The organism is Enterobacter cloacae complex sp. R_G8 (assembly GCF_024599795.1).
Classification (GTDB): domain Bacteria; phylum Pseudomonadota; class Gammaproteobacteria; order Enterobacterales; family Enterobacteriaceae; genus Enterobacter; species Enterobacter dissolvens.
This window is the reverse complement of sequence record NZ_CP102246.1, coordinates 4,432,775-4,450,384: the sequence shown is the minus strand read 5'-3', so window position 1 is coordinate 4,450,384 and position 17,610 is coordinate 4,432,775. Positions and strand designations below refer to the sequence as shown.

Below are 17,610 nucleotides of genomic sequence, written 5' to 3'. Positions count from 1 at the left end.
GTTTCACGCCGCGTTGCAAGACTAACGTATTAAACGCGGCGTGTTGTGGCAGGAAATGGGGCCGATCAGGAGATGAAATTAACACCCTGTTTCAGCACCAGATCGCAGGCTTTGGTTTTCACCTGTTTCGCCAGAGATGAGTTGCCCAGGGTGCTCAGATTCAGCTGCTGGCCATTTTGCGCGTTCAGCAGACCCTGAATGCCGTCCATGTAGTTGGTGTCGGCTTTCTGCTCCTGGGTATCCAGACCCAGCTTACCCAGCACCTGGTTTTTCACGTTTTGCGCATCGGTGACGGACGCCAGCTTTTGCTTCGCACAGTATTCCAGAATACCCGCCGCGTTGTTCATGGTGCCCGCGCTCAGGCTCTGGGAGCTGTTGCCCAGCAGGCTGGTGAGGGAAGAGGCTGACAGCCCGCCCTGCGTGCTGCCGCTCTCTTTGGTGAGTTCGCTGGCGGCGCTGGAGAGGGACTCCTGCCAGGATGCGGCGTGCGCCATGCCGGTGACCAGCAGGGCGCCTAAAAGTGTGCTGAAAAGAATCTGTTTTTTCATAATGGCTTTCTCAAAAAGGTCCGTTTTGGGCCGGAAGGGGTCCAGTATATACCTCCGGGCCACCGGCGATTCCTGGAACTGTCTTAATACTCTTTACCGGTGACGCGGCTGCGATAGCTTTCCCAGTCAAAGATGACGTACAGACTGTTGCCCAGCTTCATGCGATCCATCACGCGTTCGCCCAGTAAGCGGGTCATCTCGTCGATATTGTGGTTGGTTAGCATGCCGGTGGGACGTTTGGAAGAAGAGCGGCGATCGACAATCTGATTAATGATCACTTTTTCGTAGCGGGATTCGGTCTGAACGCCAATTTCATCGATAACCAGCAAGTCAACGTTGCTCAGATCGTTAAGCAGCTGCTCTTCGCTGGTTTCGCGGTTGCTAAAGGTGTCTTTCATGGCAGACATGATATCGGCCACGGTAATAATTAATACCGATTTCCCGCGCAGAAGCAGTTCGTTACAGATGGCGGCGGCCAGGTGATTTTTGCCGGTGCCGGGCTTACCGCTGAAGATAAAGCTGGCGATGTTGCCGTCGAATTCATCCACATACTGACGCGCGGCGGCAAGGGCGTTCATTTGCCCGTTGGTCTCAATTTTATAGTTATCGAACGAGCAGTTCTGATGCAGGGGACGAATACCGGAGCGGTTAAAGGTACGCTGCATTTTCATCGCCCGGTTTTCGCGGGCGAGGGCGGCGGCGCGGATCTCACCCTGTTCTTTTTGCCACGCCAGAAGTTCTTCACCCGTAGTGAACGCGGGCTTCACATTGGCTGGCATCATCTTTTGCAGTCGTTTCATCAGGTCGCCGACGTTTTTCATTTCGCACCTCGGAATCCATTAGGGATCTGTTTATCCGGTTCTGAAAAAGCGTTGATATCGCGTTTGGGCTGGCCGTTATTGCTGGCGCGGTTAATCTGCAGATGGCGGGCAAGCTTTTGCTGCCACTGAATGTGGGTAAAGACTTTACCTTCTGCCTGCCACCAGGCAATAAAGGCGGCAAGCTCTTCAGGGGTTGCCGGTTGCGTGAGCGCAATGCCCCACAGCGCCGCCTGCCGCTGAAAATCAACATCCGGGTGCCAGCCCGCGTACAGGGCAAATTTTCCCATCGGAACCGTCACGGGGGCGTTACCTGGCTCTTCAAAGAACTGGTTATCCAGTGTGACATCGCTCGCCGGGCGCGACAACCGCGCTTCAATCTCCAGAAGCTGTGCCAGACGCTCTGGTGTGAGGGCGTAAAACGCCGGGGCGTTGTCGGCCAACACCGCAAGCGTGCCGCCTTCGGCGTGCGTCAACACACCACGGGGATCGCGCATAAAGGCATCAATACCAGCAATGCTGGTGGTCAGAATTCTGGAGGACATAACGCTTTCTCAACTGATTACTACGGGCGTGATATGGGCTTATGGTAGCACAGAGAGGATGAGGGGATGGAGGGGATTTCCCCGGTGGCGCTGCGCTTACCGGGGCTACAGTCGTAGGCCTGATAAGCGCAGCGCCATCAGGCATTTATCACGCGATGATATTCAGGGTCACGTCGATGTTACCGCGGGTCGCGTTAGAGTATGGACAAACAATGTGCGCCGCATCGACCAGTTTTTTGGCTTCTGCAGGATCCATACCTTCAACGTGGATGTTCAGTTTAGCTTCAATACCAAAACCGGTTGGCAGTGGGCCAATCCCGACTTCACCTTCAATATAGGCCTCTTTTGGCAGCGTAAATTTGTCGCGCGCAGCCACAAACTTCATTGCGCCCAGGAAGCAGGCGGAGTAGCCGGCAGCAAACAGCTGTTCAGGGTTGGTCACTTCACCCCCCATGCCGCCCATCTCTTTTGGCACACCCAGTTTGACGTCCAGGACGCCATCGGAAGAGGTTGCACGGCCGTCACGGCCCCCGGTTGCTTTTGCTTTGGCAGTGTAGACAACTTTTTCTAAAGACATGGCAGGTTCCTCATCTTACGTTTATGTGTGCTATTAAATAGCGTGCGATATATATAGGTAAATAAATACGCGTAAAGTATAGCCTTACGCGTGATGTAACTGATGTCGTAAAAGTTCAAGCTGCTGCTTAAGTGCCAGCATCGTGTCAGTATCACATTGTGCTGCGCATCCCACCGCGTGGGGGATCCCGGATGCCTGCTGCTGCAGCTCACGCCCTGCGTCGCTCAGCGTAACGGCGACCTGACGTTCATCTTTACGCGAACGCTGACGGTTGATCAGCCCGGCGCTTTCCAGACGCTTCAGCAGCGGCGTCAGGGTGGCAGAGTCAAGGAACAGCCGCTCGCCAATGTCCGACACCGTAATGTCATCCTGCTCCCACAGTACCAGCATTACCAGGTATTGCGGGTAGGTCAGGTTCAGCGGTGCCAGCAGTTGCCGGTACAGCTTGTTAAGCGCCAGGTTTGCCGAATAGAGGGCAAAACAGAGCTGGTTATCCAGCAGAAGCGCGTTGGTGGTGTCGTTCGTTTTTGCGTTCATGGAATGAATATAGATAGTGCGCGATATAATTGCAAGCAATTTTATGGGCACGTATAACGAAGTGCCACCTGAACGGCCATTTTCCGGTAGTGCTGGCGCTGAGCCATTTCGTCCGCCCCCTCTTCAAACAGCAACGTAAAGGTGTAGCTGTTGGCGACGTAGTGGAAGCTGAAGCTGCTGATCAGGCGGTGGAGATCGCGGGCTTCAACCGTCTGGTTGAACAGCTGCTTTTCCTTTCCACGATGCAGGATATCTTCGATCAGGTCGAGCGCGCTGCGGTTGACCTGGCGCAGGTAGCTGGATTGCTGCATGAAGCGACCACGCTGCATGTTTTCCATGCAGATAATACGAATGTAATCCGGATGGTCTGCGTGGTAGTCAAAGGTGGCTTCAACCAGATGAACCAGCGCTTCTACCGGCGGCATGGCGGCCAGGCTGAGCGCTTTTTCACTGTTTCGTATCTGGGTGTAAACGTACTCCAGTACGAGAAGATAAAGATTTTCTTTGTTCTTAAAGTGGTAAACCACCATCCGTTTAGTGGTGCCTGCTTTCTCTGCGATTTGCTCCATGCGGGCACCGTTCAACCCATATTCGGCAAAAAGCGCGATAGCGCTCTGGAAAATTTTCTCCTTCAGGCTGGATTCTTCATGCTGCTCCGGGAGTTCGCTGCCAGGGTTTGCCACATCCTTTCCTTATCGTCACTAAACGGAATAGAGAGATTATCCCCATGGCAGCGAAATAACACAAACATCAAACGCGCGGGCGTTTGCGGTAAAGCCACAGTCCTGGGATCGACAACCCAATCGAGAGCGCGCCAACGATAGAAGAGGCCTTAAGAAAGTTGCTCAGGAGCAGGATCATTTGTGGCTCGGTATAGCCAAAGTGGCTGATTTTTACCGCTGAGATCATGGCCGTGTAAGCGGAAATGCCCGGGAACATTGGGATGACGGCCGCGACGGTAAACACCTTGGGATGGGCCAGATACCAGCGCGACCACTGAATACCAATGCTGCCGACCAGCATGGAGGCCATAAAGGTCGACCACTCGATATTAAAACCGGCGGTCATCATGATCATTCGCGAGCCATGGCCGATTGCGCCCAGGAGCGCGCACCACGGCAGGGCGCGCTGCGGGACGTTGAACACCATTGCAAAGCCGACGGCCGGAATGGCGGCCAGAAACATGTCCTGCGCCAGTGCCAGCAGAAACGTTATCACGCCCATCCGCGTAACCCCCACAGTGTCATGGCCATTACCACGCCGATGCAGGTCGCCAGCGTGAGCAGGCTGGCAATCGCCCAGCGTGCCAGGCCGGTATTGATATGCCCTTTAAACATGTCGGCAACAGCGTTAATTAACGGGAAGCCCGGCACCAGAAGGAGCACGCTGGCGGCCATGGCGATGGTGGGCGTGTTGGCAAACTGCGGCAGGCGCAGCAGCAGCCCGGAAACCGTCGTGGCGACAAAAGCGGTGATGCAGAAGTTAATTTGTGGGTGCAGTTGCCGGTGCGTCAGCACCTGGCGAACATACATGGCAATGCTGCTGGCGCAAAAGGTCACGAACGCGCCGTCCCAGCCCCCTTTATTGAGCTTACAAAAACAGGCGCACGACAGTCCCACCATTAACACCACCAACCAGCGCGGATAACGTAATGGCTTGATTTGATTAAATCGTTTTTCTATCTCTTTGAGGTCGAGAAGCTTATGTTCAGCCAGAATGACGATATGCTGTACTTCGGTCACAACGTGCATGTTAATGCCGCGGTCGTGGTTTTTACGGGTAGAGGTGAGGCACTGACCGTCTTTGATGGTGGTCAGCACGATGGCGTTTGATGAAATCGCGCTTTCGACGCTATCCATCCCCAATGCCAGCCCCAGACGCGTCGAAAGCTCCTCGACCAGGGCACTCTCTGCCCCGTGCTGGAGCAGGAAAAGCCCGCACTGAATACATAGCCGCGTGATGGCACGCTGCATTGATATTTCTGCCTGCATGTAGTGTCCCGAAGAGTTGATGAATCGCTTGCCTGTTGGCCCTCAATGCTTACTTTTAGCACAAAGTGCGGTATCCCTTGCTCTGGGTTAGATCAAGATTCTTGCAAACAGTTCACGTCCGGTTCGCGAAAGCGGATGCGATAATATATAAATGCGATGAATTTAAATATTCTAAAATATAAAGTATTTATATTAAGTTATTCTTATTTTATATTTTCGTTCTTTTAATGTCTTTGCAATTAAATTTAATTGTGCTTTGTGAGATATTACCGTTGTTTTAGGCATTTCTTAACCTAAGAACATATCTCATCTTCTGCTTGTATTAATCAGTCTTACACTCAGGGACGAAAATACGTAAATCTTGATGCGTGTAAACGTTACTCATCAAATGAAAAATGGACACGGAGGGTCTATGTTGTCATTGAATGGTAAGCATGGCGTAGTAATTAGCAGGGTACCCGTGATGCAAAGCGGGCTAGGCAGCGTTATGTCAAACCATTTCCCTGAATTTGAATTGACATATTGCCGCTCGTTGCAGGAGTTAACGCTGCTCCAGCTTCGCCGGGCCGACGTCATTATTGCCGATATTTCAGGCGAATACAGGAAACCCCGGGGGACGCTTGAAGGGTATTACAGCTTACTGAATCAATATCGGGATATTCACTGGATTTTTCTGGTCTCTCGTCCCCTTTATCCCGTCGCAGTGGAACTGCTTATGCGGCCGGAAAGTACGCTGCTTTCTGAAATGGAACCGATTGAAGGCGTGATTAATGCTATTCGTGCAGGGAGCGAGCGGGCGGAGCGGATAAGCCAGACGTTATTGTCTCCTGAAGTGGTTGCTGCTGAAGACGACGAGCCATTTGTGGCGCTCACCCACTCCGAACGCAAAGTGCTGCGTCTGTTAGGCAAGGGCTGGGGCATTAATCAGATTGCGACTTTGCTTAAGAAGAGCAACAAAACGATCAGCGCGCAGAAAAACAGCGCGATGCGACGATTGTCGCTGCGTAGCAATGCCGATATGTACGCCTGGATTAACAGTGCACAGGGAATGAGAGAGCTGAGTTTACTATCAGCCTATGGAGAGTACGAGGAATGGAAAAAACCGACACCACACGACATATCGCTGTCATCGAAAATTGCACAATGAGTGCCGTTGGGCTGCAGCATCTTTTTGCTATGCCCATGCTCAGCCAGTATCAACTGCACCTCTTCAGCCAATTCGAAAGCTTTAAACAGGCGCTTCCCGGCGTCTCTTTTTTCTCGGTGATCTATTCACTCTCTGACGCGCGTGAGGAGCGTCGTAACTGTCTGGCATCCCTGCGTGATCTCGCGTTCACGCACGGTAATATCCAGCGCATTGTGCTGGCATCTGATGATGTGGAAGCGCGGTTGATCAGCCATTTGTCGCCTTCTCGTCTGCACGGCATTATTAGTAAATCGGTACCGCTTAGCCACCTGCAGGAGGAGCTGGTGGTGTTATTGAGTGAAACGCATCATATCAATGACAATATGTTGAACCACTGGTATGTGAATCAAAACAGAATGTTAAGCCCAACAGAGCGAGCAATATTACGTTATATGTCTTTCGGATTTTCCATCCCTGAAATTGCGGCACAACTGGAACGCAATATTAAGACTATCCGGGCACATAAGTTTAATGCGATGGTTAAATTGGGAGTGAATTCTGACGTAGGGCTACTGGATGCGGCGGATATTCTTACTCACCTTCCGGCAAGAGACATGCGCTATGCGGTGTCAGGCTCGCCGGCATTTTTATAATCAGGAATTGAATGATGCGCCAGATAGACACTGGCACATCAATCAAATGCACACATCGACCCACTTTGCGGATGTCAGCTCTGCCATCCGGTCTGGTGAAATACGTACGGCACTGTGAATTGCGCCCGCAGCGGGTAGTACTTCAGCGTACTGTTTTAATGAAACATCGCAGTACACAGAGAGTGGGTTTTCCAGCCCGAACGGGCATACTCCTCCAACGGGATGACCCGTGATGGTTACCACTTCATCACTACTGAGCATGCGCGCTTTCGCACCAAAGGTATCTTTCAGTTTTTTGTTATCCAGACGCGCATCGCCTTTAGCTACCACCAGGATCACTTCATTTTTAACTTTCAGCGATAGCGTCTTGGCGATTTGTCCCGGCTCAACGCGATGAGCGGCAGCAGCCAGCGCAACGGTCGCGGTACTCTCACCCAGTTCTATGACTTCTATATCCGGAGCGTTGTCGGCAAAAAACTGCTGTACAGACTGCAAACTCATTGTTTCCTCCTGACTAATATCCTGCGTAATCTGTCACAAGAATTTATAGGCTGTAAATATCTCTTAAGTAACAAATATCCCTCATGGCCGATTTCTGGATCGCCTTCACATTCACAGAAACCGGTTACAGTAACCGGTTGCAGAGCGTCATTGAGAGATTAATACTGAAGGCGTAACGTCCCCTGTATCCAATAATAAGAGCACATTATGAAACCATTCCGTCTGAGCAGTACCGCTGGTACACGAGCCAGCAAGGTTGTGAAGCTGATTTATGGAACAACGTGTGGTGTGAAAGCGCCCGTACCGAACGTCTGACAGGAGATCTGCTATGTCTGCCAACCATGCTGCGTTTAATCTGATATTTCGTTTCGTTGAAAATTACGTTAGTCCTATTGCCGGGCGGATCTCTTCCCAGCGTCATGTCATGGCTATCCGTGACGGGTTTATCTCCGCAATGCCATTCATGATTGTCGGTTCATTTTTGTTGGTCTTTGCTTACCCACCGTTTTCGCCAGACACTACCTGGGGCTTCGCGCAGGCCTGGCTGGATATGGCAAAGCAATTTGAAGGCCAAATCCTGACCCCGTTCGATATGACGATGGGCATTATGTCCATTTATATTTGTGCGGCTATTGCCTATAACCTTGGCAAACACTATGTGAAATCACATCAGTTAGACCCGTTCATGTGCGCCATGCTGTCGCTGATGGCGTTTCTGCTGGTGGCTGCGCCGAAAACCAAAGGCGCGCTGCCCGTAGACAGTCTGGGCGGTACGGGGATCTTCACCGCGATTCTGGTGGCAATCTATTGCGTCGAGATGATGCGTTTCCTGAAAGCACACAATATTGGTATCCGTCTGCCCGACCAGGTACCACCGATGATCAAAAACTCCTTTGACCTACTGATCCCGGTGCTGGTGGTCGTGCTGACGCTTTATCCGCTGAGTTTGTTGATTCAGTCTCAGTTTGGCATGCTGATCCCCCAGGCCATTATGTCTCTCTTCAAACCGCTGGTTTCTGCCGCAGACTCTCTGCCTGCGATCCTGCTGGCGGTGTTGATCGGCCATTTGCTGTGGTTTGCGGGGATCCACGGAGCGGCAATTGTTTCCGGAATGCTGCAGATGTTCTGGCTGACCAATCTCGGGGCTAACCAGACTGCGCTGGCGGCAAGCCAGCCTCTGCCACATATCTTTATGGAGGCGTTCTGGACGTTCTTTATCGTGATTGGGGGATCGGGCGCGACAATGGGACTGGTGTTCTGCTACCTGCGCAGTCGTTCAGCGCATCTGCGCTCAATCGGGCGTCTGAGCGTGGTGCCAAGCATCTTTAACATTAACGAACCTGTCATTTTTGGTACGCCGATTGTTATGAACCCGGTGTTCTTTATTCCGTTCCTGCTGGCGCCAATGGTTAACGCTGTGCTGGCCTGGGCGGCAATGAAGTTTGATCTGATTAGTCGCGTGATCTCTGTTGTGCCGTGGACGGCACCGGCGCCTGTGGGCGCAGCATGGGCCCTGGGCTGGGATTTCCGTGCGGCCATTCTGGTGGTGGTACTTGCGTGTGTCTCCGCCATCATCTACTTCCCGTTCTTCAAAGTGTACGAGAAGCAGCTGCTGGAGCAGGAAGCGGAAGAAGCGCAGCGTAATGCGGAAGCGGAAAATCAGCAGATGGCCTAGGTAAAAGCAAAACGGCAACATGAGTTGCCGTTTTTAGTGTTTGAGAGGGGCAGGGTGAGGGCATCAGGCCGGTCCTGACTACTTCAGCGTACAATCCCCGCACTGCTGAACGTCCGGCAGGCGATAGCGCTGGCAGCAGGTGCGACGCACCAGAAGGCCGTCACGAGGTACCACGGTACGGAATAACGGGTTATCGCGGCCATCCGCAAGCTGTTTCGTAAAGAATAAGGACTGACGCAGGGCATCCACCTTCTCATCACCGAGCAGAGGCTTCATTTCCGTCAAATACCAGTGGATTAAATAGCCAGTATTACTCCAGATAAGCTTCCCGTTGATCTCTCCCGTCTCTTCCAGAGCATTAACCACCGGCATCAGGGCGCGGGTCACGAGTTGCTCCATCCGCTGCGTAGCAGAGAGATGCATTGCCGTTGGATCTTCGTGAAGATCGATCCAGAAACAGGCCGCACGTCCTGTCTCGTGGAACTCAACGTGAAAATAGTCCGGGGAGAGATCCAGCATGGTCTCCTGGGTGAGCAACGCCAGCATCAGCGGAGGTGCCATCAGGCCGATATACCATTGTGCCCAGAGGGAGAGCAGGGGCTTATATTCCCGCGTAAGGGTGGGTTGATTGCGATAGATATGGTCGGAATATGTCGCCAGCAGTGACTGGCGTTTTGCCGGCTGACGCCACTGTGCCAGGGTCATGGCGTGGTGCGGATGCGGCTCATCCAGTTTGATAAAGTCCAGCAGATGGGCGCGGGTTTCCGTTATCTTTTCGCGTATGGCTTCCGCAAGCGAAGAATTCCCCGAGGTGAGACGGGCTCGCCAGATGAGTGGTTCAACAGTATGTGCGGTATGCGTGGCCATAATATAGATAGAAATCTAAATGATAATGATTGCCAATCCTAACTATTGCTCATACCGATGGCAAGACTTTTGTCCTGCACAGAGAACGTTGCGCTTAAACCGCCTGTAATTCTTCGCTGAGGAGAATGTTATTGCGCCCGAGATGCTTCGCTTCGTAGAGGGCTTTATCTGCTTTTTCCAGCGCGCCTTCTACGTCTTCATCCTCAAAAATAGCAATACCAATGCTGATAGTGACGTTGGTCGCCACGCTTTCATTGAACATATGCGGGATTTTCAAATCATAGACTTTCTGGCGAATACGCTCTGCCGTCTGGCGGGCATGATCCAGTGAAATGTTCGTCAGCAGCACCATAAATTCTTCGCCGCCGAAACGCGCCACAATATCCCGCGAGCGCACGGCATCCCGGATTGCCGCAGAGACGCGGATCAACGCCTGGTCGCCCATCATATGGCCGTAGTGGTCGTTATAGGCCTTGAAGTGGTCGATATCCATCAGCAGGACAAAGTGTTCGCCATTTTCCACCGCAGGCAGATTTCCCAGCCGACTTTGCAGGCCGCGACGGTTATACAGGCCGGTAAGCGGATCCATCATGCTGAGATCGGTCAGGGTTTCCCGTTCTTCCAGTAACCGGGAAAGTAACTCCTGAGCGAAGCGATCGTTACGCCTTTGCAAAACGTTGTGAACACCTATAGCCACAACCGGCAGAACGAAAGAGTAGGTCATTCTCAGCCAGTGCTCAGGGGTGCTTAACCACAGGCAGACAATAAATGCGGGTAATGAATGAAGAGTAAACGCTTTGATATTAATCGCGAATGCAAGAGACCCGATAAAAAGCACCGTTAATAGCGCTATGATCAAATACGTCTCGCGATCGTGCGTAATTAACGAAAATTTCGAGACAATTTGCCAGGCCCATAAAATACCGAAGATCGCTGAAACCACAGGAATATTTACTCTGCGGGTACGCTTTTTCCAGTGCCAGAGCAACAATCCCGTACTGAGTGTAAAAATAGCCAGCAGGGGGAAGGATAACAGGCGTACAGAATAGAGCGGATTTGTTACCGAGAACACCGCGGAGGTTGCGTTCAGAAATAAAAATAAACGTAACGATAACTGATATTTGCTGTTGACTAAAGACCGCCAGGATTGTGATGTCATAGTAGTGCGTTTTTTATTAAAATTTAATTAAAACAGATAAATAGGTGTTGTTTCGCAATAATGGAAGCAAAAAAATCAAAAGAGTAATTATCAGAGAAACTTTATGAGTAGTTAACAGGTGGGCAATTTATCACCTTAGGCAATTCCTGTCATTACGGGAAAGGTAAACGGCCATGGTTTTTAATTATAGGTACTGACAAATGATAATGTCTATCATATGATATTGGTTATCATTATCGATATGAGAGGGCAAATCATGTTGAGCCGGGTGTTAGGAAGTGGTTGGGGGGTATTACTGCCGGGCGCCATTCTCGGCGGTCTGATGTATGCCGATCTCTCCATTGAACTCTGGAAAGCCATCATTGTGTCAGGGCTGCTGGTGACATCAGCAATGATCTGGCATAAGCAATTACGGCACTTTGTTTTGTTGCCATCATGCGTCGCGCTGGTCAGTGGAATTCTGGTGATACTGATGAGTTTGAAATAACTGGGAATAACAAGAAGGACTGCAGAGAGGATGCAAGATAATTGGTGCGAGGGGGGGGACTTGAACCCCCACGTCCGTAAGGACACTAACACCTGAAGCTAGCGCGTCTACCAATTCCGCCACCTTCGCACAGTTATCTTACTTTTTGATATCGCCTCGTTGGTGCGAGGGGGGGGACTTGAACCCCCACGTCCGTAAGAACACTAACACCTGAAGCTAGCGCGTCTACCAATTCCGCCACCTTCGCCCAGTGCGAGCAATATCAACGTGATTTATGGTGCGAGGGGGGGGACTTGAACCCCCACGTCCGTAAGGACACTAACACCTGAAGCTAGCGCGTCTACCAATTCCGCCACCTTCGCATACCATCGATACTGTAAAAGTATCGTAACCACGGAGGCGCATTCTAGATGTTTTGAGCTTTACGTCAACAGAAAATTGCGCACGTTGTTTTGATTGCTGCAAAAATGGTCGGAACGGGGGCCCTGTCTGCCGGATGGCGCTGGCGCTTAACCGGCAGACAGGCAGGGTAGATTATTTTTTAGCCTGACGCGTCATCACGGTACGGTAGACCTTAAAGCGGCCCGTTTGCGCGATAACTTCATGGAAGCCGAAGGTCTCATCCAGCACTTTCGGGTACGGCAGGAAGGCGTTAGCGACGATCCTCAGTTCACCCCCGCTGTTCAGGTGACGCACTGCGCCACGGATCAGCGTTTGCGCCGCTTCAAGGCTGGTTTCGATGCCATCGTGGAACGGCGGGTTGGAGATGATCATGTCGAACCGACCGGTAACGTCTGAGAAGACGTTGCTGGCAAAGACTTCGCCTTCAAATCCGTTGGCGGCGAGCGTCGCACGGCTGGCTTCGACCGCTGGCGCACTGACGTCACAGAGCGTCAGGCGGACTTTTGGTGAGTGGCTTGCCAGCACCGTTGCCAGCACCCCTGCGCCACAGCCAACGTCCAGTACTTTGCCTTTGGTGTGCGGCGTCAGCGTGGAGAGCAGCAGTTTGCTGCCCACGTCCAGTCCGTCACGGCTGAAAACGCCCGGCAGGGTTTTTATGGTGAGGCCATCAAGCTGATACGCGTCCCAGAATGTCCCGGCATCGAAGGATGGCTGTTTTTCCAGACGACCGTGGTACAGACCACAGCGACGGGCACTGTCGACTTTGTTCAGCGGGGCGTACGCTTCCAGCATCTGCTCTGCGCTTCGCACACCGCTGCGGTTCTCACCAACCACAAAAATATCGCAGCCGACCGGCAGCAGGGAGAGCAGATTCATCAGCTGGAACTGCGCTTCCGGTTTGTTCTTCGGCCAGTAGTAGATCAGCGTGTCGCAGTCAGCGACATCACTCTGTTCCGCCACCAGGCTAAAGCGTGCGCGCTCGCCCATCTGGCGGCTCAGCACCTGCCAGTGGTGGTAGTATTGGGTATGGGCACGGCTTTCTGCACAGTCGAAACGCGCGGGCAGGTCATCCTGCATATCTCCGGCAAACAGAATACGGCTTTGTTCGAAATCATCACTGTGACGCAGCAAGACTTCACTTGCCGGGGTAAATGCAGACATGAATTGTTCCTCAATAAACTCAGGCGGGGATTATAGTAGGTAGATGGCGCACTTTCGACACATTTGCTATATTTGCGCGCCTGAGAGACAGGAGTTTTCCCTATGACATCCCGACGAGACTGGCAGTTGCAGCAACTGGGCATCACCCAGTGGGCTTTGCGTCGCCCGACGGCGTTGCAGGGCGAAATCGCTATCGCCATCCCTGCGCATGTTCGCCTGGTGATGGTGGCGGAAGAACTGCCTGCCCTGAATGATGCTCTGATCGGTGATGTCCTTCGCAGCCTGAAGCTGACGGCCGACCAGGTTTTACAGCTGACACCGGACAGGGTCGCCATGCTTCCTCCTGATAGCCACTGCAACAGCTGGCGCATGGGCGAAACAAACGAGATATCCCTTCCGGGGAGTCAGATCAGCTCACCCGTGCTGGAAGAGCTGAAAGCCAATCCAAAAGCGCGAAGCGCGCTATGGCAACAAATCTGCGACTATGAACACGATTTCTTCCCTCACGACGCCTGATCTGCGTGCGGCGTACGCGATTGAAACACGCGCCCATGCGTTTCCGTGGAGCGAAAAGACACTCGCCAGCAACCAGGGCGAACGGTATTTGAATTACCGCCTGGACGTTGACGGCACCCTGGCCGCGTTTGCGATAACCCAGGTCGTTCTGGATGAGGCCACGCTGTTTAATATCGCGGTGGATCCCGCGTTTCAGCGCCGTGGACTGGGAAGGGAACTGCTTACGCATCTCATTCGTGAGCTCGAAACCCGTGACGTTTTCACCCTGTGGCTGGAGGTGCGCGCGTCAAATGTCGCCGCCATCGCGCTCTATGAAAGCTTAGGCTTTAACGAGGCGACAATCCGCCGTAACTACTACCCGACCGCAGAGGGACGTGAAGACGCCATCATTATGGCTCTGCCGATTGGATAACGAAAAATAAGGTTGTAACGATGAAATGGGACTGGATTTTCTTTGACGCCGACGAAACGCTGTTTACGTTTGATTCGTTCGGTGGTCTACAGCGGATGTTTCTGGATTATAGCGTGACCTTCACCGCTGAAGATTTTCAGGACTATCAGGCGGTGAATAAACCGCTTTGGGTGGATTACCAGAACGGTGCCATCACTGCGTTACAACTTCAGCACCAGCGTTTTGATGCCTGGGCTGAACGGTTAAACGTGAGTCCAGGTGCGTTGAACGAGGCATTCCTTAATGCAATGGCCGATATCTGCGCGCCGCTGCCGGGGGCGGTTTCCCTGCTCGATTCGCTGAAAGGCAAGGTCAAACTGGGGATCATCACCAACGGTTTTACCGCGCTGCAGCAGATCCGCCTTGAGCGCACGGGACTGCGCGATCATTTCGACGCGCTGGTGATCTCAGAAGAGGTGGGCGTGCCGAAGCCGGATCCGCGTATTTTTGATTATGCGCTGGCGCAAGCCGGCAAACCCGATCGTGACCGTGTGTTGATGGTAGGCGATACCGCCGAGTCGGATATTCTGGGTGGCATCAATTCTGGTCTGTCGACCGTCTGGTTAAATGCGCATGGCCGCGTGAAGCCTGAAGGTATCGAGCCGACCTGGACCGTGACGTCGTTGAACGAACTGGAGCAGCTCCTGTGTAAACAATGATTGCCTGCCCCCCATTGATGGGTAAAATAGCCGCATTTTTCGTATTCCATGATGCGCGGCCTGCTGTCGCGCTTATATAAGAAGATTTGATTATGACGTTGTCTCCTTATCTGCAAGAGGTGGCCAAGCGCCGCACTTTTGCCATTATCTCGCACCCGGATGCCGGTAAAACCACCATCACCGAGAAGGTGCTGCTGTTCGGACAGGCGATTCAGACCGCCGGTACCGTAAAAGGCCGTGGCTCCAGCCAACATGCAAAATCTGACTGGATGGAGATGGAAAAGCAGCGTGGTATTTCGATTACCACCTCCGTGATGCAGTTCCCGTATCACGATTGTCTGGTGAACCTGCTGGATACCCCGGGGCACGAAGACTTCTCCGAGGATACCTACCGTACGCTGACGGCAGTGGACTGCTGTCTGATGGTCATCGACGCCGCGAAAGGTGTAGAAGATCGTACCCGTAAGCTGATGGAAGTGACCCGTCTGCGCGACACGCCGATCCTCACCTTCATGAACAAACTCGACCGTGACATCCGTGACCCGATGGAGCTGATGGATGAAGTGGAAAACGAGCTGAAGATCGCCTGTGCGCCAATCACCTGGCCAATTGGCTGCGGTAAGTTGTTCAAAGGTGTTTACCACCTTTATAAAGACGAAACGTATCTGTACCAGACCGGTAAAGGCCATACCATTCAGGACGTGCGCATTGTGAAAGGTCTGGATAACCCGGACCTGGACGCCGCGGTGGGTGAAGAGCTGGCCGCGCAGCTGCGTGACGAGCTGGAACTGGTAAAAGGCGCGTCTCACGAATTCGACAAAGAGTTGTTCCTGAGCGGCGAAATCACCCCGGTCTTCTTTGGTACCGCACTGGGTAACTTTGGCGTCGACCACATGCTCGACGGTCTGGTGGAGTGGGCTCCGCAGCCGATGCCGCGTAAAACCGATACCCGTGAAGTGGAAGCGAAGGAAGAGAAGTTCACCGGCTTTGTCTTTAAAATTCAGGCCAATATGGACCCGAAACACCGTGACCGTGTGGCCTTTATGCGCGTGGTGTCCGGCAAGTATGAAAAGGGCATGAAGCTGCGCCAGGTGCGTATCGGTAAAGATGTAGTGATTTCCGACGCGCTGACCTTCATGGCGGGCGACCGCTCGCACGTGGAAGAAGCGTATCCGGGTGACATCATCGGTCTGCATAACCATGGCACCATCCAGATCGGCGATACCTTCACCCAGGGCGAAATGATGAAGTTCACCGGTATTCCGAACTTCGCGCCAGAACTGTTCCGCCGCATTCGCCTGAAAGATCCGCTGAAGCAGAAACAGCTGCTGAAAGGGCTGGTACAGCTTTCCGAAGAGGGGGCAGTGCAGGTCTTCCGCCCAATCGCGAATAACGATCTGATCGTGGGTGCGGTGGGTGTGCTGCAGTTCGACGTAGTGGTTGCGCGTCTGAAGAGTGAGTACAACGTGGAAGCGATTTACGAATCGGTCAACGTGGCGACCGCGCGCTGGGTTGAATGTGCTGACGTGAAGAAATTCGAAGAGTTCAAGCGTAAGAACGAAGTTCAGCTGGCGCTGGATGGCGGTGATAATCTGACCTATATCGCCCCAACCATGGTTAACCTGAACCTGACGCAGGAACGTTATCCTGACGTACAGTTCCGCAAAACACGCGAACACTAATCCCCTCTCAGAGCACGGCAGCCGCCGTGCTCTTCTTTATTTCCTGTCTTATTAGTCTCTTGCGGAATGTTCTTAATTCATCGCAATTTCACGCTTTTTGCTCGTTTTTTGCCCAAATCTGAAAGCGTCACTGTGAGAGTGATCTATATTTAACTCAGTGTTTAGCACCGGGCGTGGATGAATAAACTGTTCAATGCATGACTTTAGGTTCTCCATTTTGCTCGTGTGTTTATTCGCGATATATAAAACTACTAAGGAAGTATGTAGCCCGAATAACGGGCAAAACACAGGAATACATCGATGAATATGACAAGACTGAAGATTTCTAAAACTCTGCTGGCTGTGACATTGGGTAGCGTTCTGGTAAGCGGCTCCGCCCTGGCGGAAACCAGCACCATGGATAAAGCTCAGTCCACTGCAAATAGCGCAGGGGAAAAAATCGATAGCTCTATGAATAAAGTCGGTAATTTCATGGACGACAGCTCAATCACAGCAAAAGTGAAAGCCGCGCTGGTGGATGATGAAGCGATTAAGAGCACCGATATTTCCGTCAAAACCGAGCAAAAAGTTGTCACCCTGAGTGGCTTTGTTGAAAGCCAGGCCCAGGCCGAACAGGCTGTAAAAGTGGCGAAAGGTGTTGAGGGCGTGGCGTCTGTAAGCGACAAACTGCACGTCCGTGACAGCAAAACCAGCTCAGTGAAAGGCTATGCCGGAGATGCCGCTACGACCAGCGAAATCAAAGCTAAACTTTTAGCAGATGACATCGTGCCGTCTCGTAAGGTGAAAGTGGAAACCACCGACGGTGTGGTCCAGCTTTCCGGTACGGTAGATTCCCAGGCGCAGATTGACCGCGCCGAATCCATCGCGAAAGCGATTGATGGTGTGAAAAGCGTCAAAAACGATCTTAAAGCGAAGTAAACCTGCACGACTCGCCCGTCAGGCTGAAGCCTGCGGGCGAAATAAGAATGACTCTGGAAAAACGCCGATGAGTGACCTGAGCGCTCATATATAGCGGCCGACATTAACTATGGTAAAGGAGAGGCTTATGTTTCGTTGGGGCATTATATTTCTGGTTATCGCGTTAATTGCCGCCGCTTTGGGCTTTGGCGGACTGGCGGGTACAGCGGCCTGGGCAGCTAAAATTGTCTTTGTGGTCGGTATCATTCTGTTCCTGGTCAGCCTGTTCACGGGACGTCGACGTCCGTAGCAAACGCAATATTCTGTCAACAAAGAAAAGCCAGTCACTGCGACTGGC

22 protein-coding genes and 3 tRNA genes are annotated in these 17,610 nt (G+C 52.4%); 10 read left to right on the top strand and 15 right to left on the bottom strand.

Annotation, left to right across the window (positions count from 1 at the left end; translation table 11 throughout):
* Positions 1-65: 65 nt before the first annotated feature.
* From NQ842_RS21015 to NQ842_RS20980, 8 genes are all read right to left on the bottom strand, one after another.
* On the bottom strand, positions 66-548 hold the full coding sequence (locus NQ842_RS21015) for a DUF2501 domain-containing protein (RefSeq protein ID WP_013095460.1): 483 nt from the start codon (positions 546-548) through the stop codon (positions 66-68).
* Positions 549-631: 83 nt separating this feature from the next.
* Entirely contained in the window at positions 632-1,369 is a 738-nt protein-coding gene (gene dnaC / locus NQ842_RS21010) for a DNA replication protein DnaC (RefSeq protein WP_013095461.1), read from the bottom strand.
* Positions 1,366-1,911, bottom strand: coding sequence for a primosomal protein DnaT (dnaT, locus tag NQ842_RS21005; RefSeq protein ID WP_014830554.1), 546 nt, complete (start codon positions 1,909-1,911; stop codon positions 1,366-1,368). The genes dnaC and dnaT overlap by 4 nt, the downstream gene beginning before the upstream one ends.
* 148 nt (positions 1,912-2,059) lie before the next feature.
* Positions 2,060-2,488 carry an organic hydroperoxide resistance protein gene (locus NQ842_RS21000; RefSeq protein ID WP_014830555.1) on the bottom strand — a complete coding sequence of 143 codons (429 nt, stop codon included), beginning with the start codon at positions 2,486-2,488 and terminating at the stop codon, positions 2,060-2,062.
* Between the two features lie 84 nt (positions 2,489-2,572).
* On the bottom strand, positions 2,573-3,025 hold the full coding sequence (locus tag NQ842_RS20995; protein ID WP_013095464.1) for a MarR family winged helix-turn-helix transcriptional regulator: 453 nt from the start codon (positions 3,023-3,025) through the stop codon (positions 2,573-2,575).
* 41 nt (positions 3,026-3,066) lie between these two features.
* A complete protein-coding gene (locus tag NQ842_RS20990) occupies positions 3,067-3,708 on the bottom strand; it encodes a TetR family transcriptional regulator (protein WP_014830557.1) in 642 nt (213 codons plus the stop codon).
* A gap of 67 nt (positions 3,709-3,775) precedes the next feature.
* Positions 3,776-4,249 carry a threonine/serine exporter gene (locus tag NQ842_RS20985; protein WP_014830558.1) on the bottom strand — a complete coding sequence of 158 codons (474 nt, stop codon included), beginning with the start codon at positions 4,247-4,249 and terminating at the stop codon, positions 3,776-3,778.
* A complete protein-coding gene (locus NQ842_RS20980) occupies positions 4,240-5,016 on the bottom strand; it encodes a threonine/serine exporter ThrE family protein (protein WP_043951563.1) in 777 nt (258 codons plus the stop codon). The genes NQ842_RS20985 and NQ842_RS20980 overlap by 10 nt, the downstream gene beginning before the upstream one ends.
* 412 nt (positions 5,017-5,428) lie before the next feature.
* Between NQ842_RS20980 and NQ842_RS20975 the strand changes: the two genes are divergently transcribed.
* Together NQ842_RS20975 and bglJ are read left to right on the top strand one after the other, a co-directional pair.
* The gene (locus tag NQ842_RS20975; RefSeq protein ID WP_063412193.1) at positions 5,429-6,163 is read left to right on the top strand and encodes a LuxR C-terminal-related transcriptional regulator; all 735 of its coding nucleotides are present in this window, start codon (positions 5,429-5,431) and stop codon (positions 6,161-6,163) included.
* Entirely contained in the window at positions 6,160-6,795 is a 636-nt protein-coding gene (bglJ, locus tag NQ842_RS20970; RefSeq protein WP_014830561.1) for a DNA-binding transcriptional activator BglJ, read from the top strand. The genes NQ842_RS20975 and bglJ overlap by 4 nt, the downstream gene beginning before the upstream one ends.
* A gap of 42 nt (positions 6,796-6,837) precedes the next feature.
* Here bglJ and NQ842_RS20965 read toward each other — a convergent pair whose 3' ends face one another.
* Positions 6,838-7,296: a YbaK/EbsC family protein gene (locus tag NQ842_RS20965; RefSeq protein WP_014830562.1), complete on the bottom strand. Its 459-nt coding sequence runs from the start codon at positions 7,294-7,296 to the stop codon at positions 6,838-6,840.
* Between the two features lie 328 nt (positions 7,297-7,624).
* Between NQ842_RS20965 and NQ842_RS20960 the strand changes: the two genes are divergently transcribed.
* Positions 7,625-8,971 (top strand): PTS sugar transporter subunit IIC, encoded by a 1,347-nt coding sequence (locus NQ842_RS20960; RefSeq protein WP_257256277.1) that lies wholly within the window; start codon positions 7,625-7,627, stop codon positions 8,969-8,971.
* Between the two features lie 78 nt (positions 8,972-9,049).
* Here the strand turns inward: NQ842_RS20960 and fhuF are convergent, their stop codons facing one another.
* Positions 9,050-9,838 (bottom strand): siderophore-iron reductase FhuF, encoded by a 789-nt coding sequence (gene fhuF, locus NQ842_RS20955; protein WP_257256276.1) that lies wholly within the window; start codon positions 9,836-9,838, stop codon positions 9,050-9,052.
* A gap of 94 nt (positions 9,839-9,932) precedes the next feature.
* On the bottom strand, positions 9,933-10,997 hold the full coding sequence (locus NQ842_RS20950) for a diguanylate cyclase (protein ID WP_047360276.1): 1,065 nt from the start codon (positions 10,995-10,997) through the stop codon (positions 9,933-9,935).
* Positions 10,998-11,214: 217 nt separating this feature from the next.
* On the opposite strand from NQ842_RS20950, the gene NQ842_RS20945 reads away from it, so the two are divergent.
* Positions 11,215-11,484: a DUF1435 domain-containing protein gene (locus NQ842_RS20945; RefSeq protein WP_072094890.1), complete on the top strand. Its 270-nt coding sequence runs from the start codon at positions 11,215-11,217 to the stop codon at positions 11,482-11,484.
* A 42-nt stretch (positions 11,485-11,526) separates the two neighbouring features.
* Here NQ842_RS20945 and NQ842_RS20940 read toward each other — a convergent pair.
* The 4 genes from NQ842_RS20940 to rsmC form a co-directional block, all read right to left on the bottom strand.
* Positions 11,527-11,613 (bottom strand) — tRNA-Leu (locus NQ842_RS20940).
* Between the two features lie 31 nt (positions 11,614-11,644).
* A tRNA-Leu gene (locus NQ842_RS20935) sits at positions 11,645-11,731 on the bottom strand.
* Between the two features lie 28 nt (positions 11,732-11,759).
* Positions 11,760-11,846 (bottom strand) — tRNA-Leu (locus NQ842_RS20930).
* 172 nt (positions 11,847-12,018) lie between these two features.
* Entirely contained in the window at positions 12,019-13,047 is a 1,029-nt protein-coding gene (rsmC, locus tag NQ842_RS20925) for a 16S rRNA (guanine(1207)-N(2))-methyltransferase RsmC (protein ID WP_014830567.1), read from the bottom strand.
* A gap of 102 nt (positions 13,048-13,149) precedes the next feature.
* Between rsmC and NQ842_RS20920 the strand changes: the two genes are divergently transcribed.
* From NQ842_RS20920 to NQ842_RS20895, 6 genes are all read left to right on the top strand, one after another.
* Positions 13,150-13,563 carry a DNA polymerase III subunit psi gene (locus NQ842_RS20920; RefSeq protein ID WP_046889370.1) on the top strand — a complete coding sequence of 138 codons (414 nt, stop codon included), beginning with the start codon at positions 13,150-13,152 and terminating at the stop codon, positions 13,561-13,563.
* Complete coding sequence (gene rimI / locus NQ842_RS20915) at positions 13,532-13,975, top strand: ribosomal protein S18-alanine N-acetyltransferase (protein WP_014830569.1); 444 nt, start codon at positions 13,532-13,534, stop codon at positions 13,973-13,975. The genes NQ842_RS20920 and rimI overlap by 32 nt, the downstream gene beginning before the upstream one ends.
* A gap of 20 nt (positions 13,976-13,995) precedes the next feature.
* Entirely contained in the window at positions 13,996-14,673 is a 678-nt protein-coding gene (yjjG, locus tag NQ842_RS20910; protein ID WP_257256275.1) for a pyrimidine 5'-nucleotidase, read from the top strand.
* Between the two features lie 92 nt (positions 14,674-14,765).
* Positions 14,766-16,355, top strand: coding sequence for a peptide chain release factor 3 (prfC, locus tag NQ842_RS20905; RefSeq protein WP_014830571.1), 1,590 nt, complete (start codon positions 14,766-14,768; stop codon positions 16,353-16,355).
* Between the two features lie 300 nt (positions 16,356-16,655).
* A complete protein-coding gene (osmY, locus tag NQ842_RS20900) occupies positions 16,656-17,273 on the top strand; it encodes a molecular chaperone OsmY (RefSeq protein ID WP_014830572.1) in 618 nt (205 codons plus the stop codon).
* Positions 17,274-17,400: 127 nt separating this feature from the next.
* Complete coding sequence (locus NQ842_RS20895; RefSeq protein WP_003856556.1) at positions 17,401-17,562, top strand: DUF1328 domain-containing protein; 162 nt, start codon at positions 17,401-17,403, stop codon at positions 17,560-17,562.
* Positions 17,563-17,610 lie beyond the last annotated feature (48 nt).